Raw genomic sequence first — 3279 nt, forward strand, 5'->3', positions numbered from 1 at the left:
AAGAAGGTCATGAGCATCGGTGTGCCCGATATCTCGGCGGCCTTCTCCACCACCTTCCTTATGATGCGCCTGTGGCCGACGTGAACTCCGTCGTAGTTTCCGATCGTAAGCACGGGATTTGGAAACCTGTCGTCAGTATCGAAAGACCCGAAAATTTTCATCCTCACCTCTTGACTTATCTGTCACATCCATATAACTTTATAGGGTGCCGAAGTGGCGGAATTGGCAGACGCGCTAGATTCAGGGTCTAGTAGGCAATTTGCCTGTGTGGGTTCAAGTCCCGTCTTCGGCATTTTCTTTGTTTGAGGTTTCAGGTTTCAGGTTTCAGAAGGACAACAGAAACCTGCCCTGCGTCCGCAACAACAAACGCCTCATTGTATATCATCTCGTCCGGTTTTTGTAGAGAAAAGAGAATAAGAATAGAACGGTTTCACGTTTCAGGTTCCTGGGTGGGACAACGGGACCTCCGGGGATGATGTCGCCCTCCCCCCCGCAGTTAAAGGCCGTTCATGCTCCCCTGTCAGTTCCCGTCATCCTCACCTGAAACCGTACCCTCCCGTTCCCCTGGAACCTGGAACCTGGAACCTTGAACTTTGAACCCTCTTCTACCGTACCTGCAGGTCCTTGCCATTCTCCCACAGACCGTGTATGCTGCAAAGGCTCAAGGCGTAGATCCTTCCCCTGCCGTTCACCGACACCACTACGCTGACCCTGTGGTCGGTCACGACAGGTCCCTTGCCGATACCCGCCGCACAGTCACCATGGGCTGCGAAATCACAGTGCGCGATCTCGTAGGAGAACTTGTCGTTCTCGGGCCTGAAGAAGACCTGAACCCACTTGATGTGATGATCCGTCGTGTTCGGATGATCGACCTCCCTCCCGATCGTCACGTTGATGACAAACGGCCGACCGGCGGCCACCGTGTCGGGGCAGTCGATCACCGGGATATGTCTTTCTCTCCTGCCCTCTTCGATCTGGAACAGCGGACCCAATTTGCTTATGGATCCCACGTCCCCCGAAAAACTCACCATCTTGCCACGCACCTGTGGTAACCTCCATTCCGCGGTTATCCGCGGCCTTTCGACCCTCTTCTCAACGCTGGAAATAGGAAAGAGATCACCGCAGCCGTCGACTGCGCAAGCACATGAGCAAGGTGCGCTGTGAGCGATGCGGATACGTTGCGTACCCGTGACAGGCACGCAGGAGCGTCGTGCAACCCTGAATTCAGAAAGGCCCCCTTATGGTTATCACGATGTCCGTCAAGACCCCGGTCCATAGCGGCCGGACTCGACCCGGATCCGGAACCGCGGGGAAGCTCCCCGGTCAAACAGGAACCGGAGCCTTCCCGCGATCCACTCAAGATCCTGGTCTTTCAGTTCTGCTGAGGAGTCAAGACTGTCAGCCGGTAGCCCCCTTCACTTCAATACATCTATTCAAGAGAGTCAACATGCCCGCCTGTCCGCATGCTCACTCCCTGACAGACCGCAATGATATCCAACGATCCCCCATAGGTATATCAAGAAACATGCCACGATGTCACAGCGGGGGAACAGTCGTGCGTTCGCCTTATATTTCAAGAAGTAACGTGCAGACCGCCGGCGTGATGCCGATAAGATCCCGTCTTTCGGAACAAGACATTGTTTTGCCGAAAGAGACGATGTCTCGCGGAGCAAGACATCCGCGGGGCAAAGAACGCTCGAGAGTTGAACGCAATTCGCGCACCGGCCGAGAGCACAGGCGCCTTTTTTGTCTTTACTCTTGTGCTTCTGAACCTTGGACTCTTGAACCTTCTTTATGGCGGGAGCGTTTGTCTTGTGAGATTGTATTTCTTGAGAAGCGCGTACAGGCGGGGACGTGATAAGCCCGAAAGACGGCAGATCTCCTCGAGCCTGCCCCGGGAGGTCTTGATCACCCGTTCAAGATACTCTCTCTCCGCGGCTGCGACCGCTTCGTCGCGGTATGCCTTGAGGACGGGAATTGGCTCGGCCATCTCGTGGTGGGGCTCAAAGCCGGAGCCCGTGTCGAGCTCGGACCTCTTGAGCCTGATCCTTATGTCCGAGGGTAAATGTTTCGGATATAACGTGGGCTGGTGAAACGCCTCGGAGATCGCCTTTTCCAGGGTACTGATGAATTCCCTGACGTTGCCCGGCCAGTCGTGCGCCTTGAGGGCCGCGAGGAATTCCGGAGAGAACCCCTTGTTGCCCACCCCGTACTGCTCGCACAGGCGGGCGACATAATGCACGAGCAGTTCTCTTATGTCTTCGGGGTGATCGCGCAGGGGCGGCAGGTCGATATGCAGTGTGCGTATCCGGAAAAGCAGATCCTCCCGGAACTGCCCTTCCTCGACCATCTTCCCAAGATCTCTGTTCGTGGCCGAGATAAGCCTGAAATCGCTCGTGATCTCCGTATCGGAACCTATTGGGCGAAAGCTTCGCATCTGCAGGACCCTGAGGAAACTCTTCTGGATGGAGAGCGAAAGCTCTCCTATCTCGTCAAGAAAAAGCGTGCCCCCATGGGCTTGCCTTATGAGGCCATCCCGCGCCCTGTCCGCTCCTGTGAACGAACCCTTCTTGTGCCCGAAGAGGGTACTTTCGACGAGGTTCTGGGGGAGCGACGCGCAATCGACAACGACAAAGCTCTTGTGGCGCCGGGAACTGTTATTGTGGATGGACAGGGCGAAGAGTTCCTTTCCTGTTCCTGTTTCACCACTGATGAGGACGTTTGCATCTCCTTGAGCCGCCTTGGCGACAAGGTTGAGGCATGCGCCGACTCGCGGACTCTTTCCGATGATACCATCCATTTTCAGGGCCGCCGGGGCCCTCTGGTATCCCTTTTCCTTCCTGTACTGCAGGGCCCTCAGCAATGCGAGCTGCATCTGCTTTATGGATGACGGCTTCCTGATGTAATCCCACACCCCGTTCTTCAGGGCGAGCTCGGCCGCTCCTCTATCGTCAAAACCTGTTATGATGATGATCTCCGGGGATGAGGGGGTCTCCCTGATGTCCTCCAGTATGCCGAGGCCGCTTCCATCGGGAAGATGGATATCGAGAAAGACCACATCGCAGGGTTCCCTGAGGGCCTTTACGCCCTCCTTTATGGTCGCCGCCGCCAGGGCATCGTGCCCGGCCCGCTTGACCATGCTCGAAAGGAGCGCCGAGAAATCCTCGTCATCGTCTATGATCAGAACACGAGCCATCGCCCCGTCCCCTCCCCGTGAACAAGGCTTCCATCACGAGCCTCACCGGCTCATGAATGTGATGCTTCGTCTGACGCAGATGT

At 56.1% G+C, this 3279-nt stretch carries 3 protein-coding genes and 1 tRNA gene; 1 reads left to right on the top strand and 3 read right to left on the bottom strand.

Annotated features, from left to right (window positions below; all coding sequences use genetic code 11):
• A partial coding sequence (locus tag GXX82_13685; GenBank protein NLT24089.1) for a riboflavin biosynthesis protein RibF occupies positions 1-161 on the bottom strand: 161 nt, incomplete at its 3' end.
• Between the two features lie 46 nt (positions 162-207).
• Here GXX82_13685 and GXX82_13690 point away from each other — a divergent pair.
• Positions 208-292, top strand: a tRNA-Leu gene (locus tag GXX82_13690).
• Between the two features lie 313 nt (positions 293-605).
• Here the strand turns inward: GXX82_13690 and GXX82_13695 are convergent.
• On the bottom strand, positions 606-1043 hold the full coding sequence (locus GXX82_13695; protein NLT24090.1) for a Neelaredoxin: 438 nt from the start codon (positions 1041-1043) through the stop codon (positions 606-608).
• 749 nt (positions 1044-1792) lie between these two features.
• The gene (locus GXX82_13700; protein NLT24091.1) at positions 1793-3196 is read right to left on the bottom strand and encodes a sigma-54-dependent Fis family transcriptional regulator; all 1404 of its coding nucleotides are present in this window, start codon (positions 3194-3196) and stop codon (positions 1793-1795) included.
• Between the last annotated feature and the right edge of the window lie 83 nt (positions 3197-3279).

Source organism: Syntrophorhabdus sp. (assembly GCA_012719415.1).
GTDB lineage: Bacteria > Desulfobacterota > Syntrophorhabdia > Syntrophorhabdales > Syntrophorhabdaceae > Delta-02.

Excerpts from the sequence above, each read along its gene's own strand:
- GXX82_13700 (NLT24091.1), bottom strand. The coding sequence starts at position 3,196 with ATGGCTCGTGTTCTGATCATAGACGATGACGAGGATTTCTCGGCGCTC.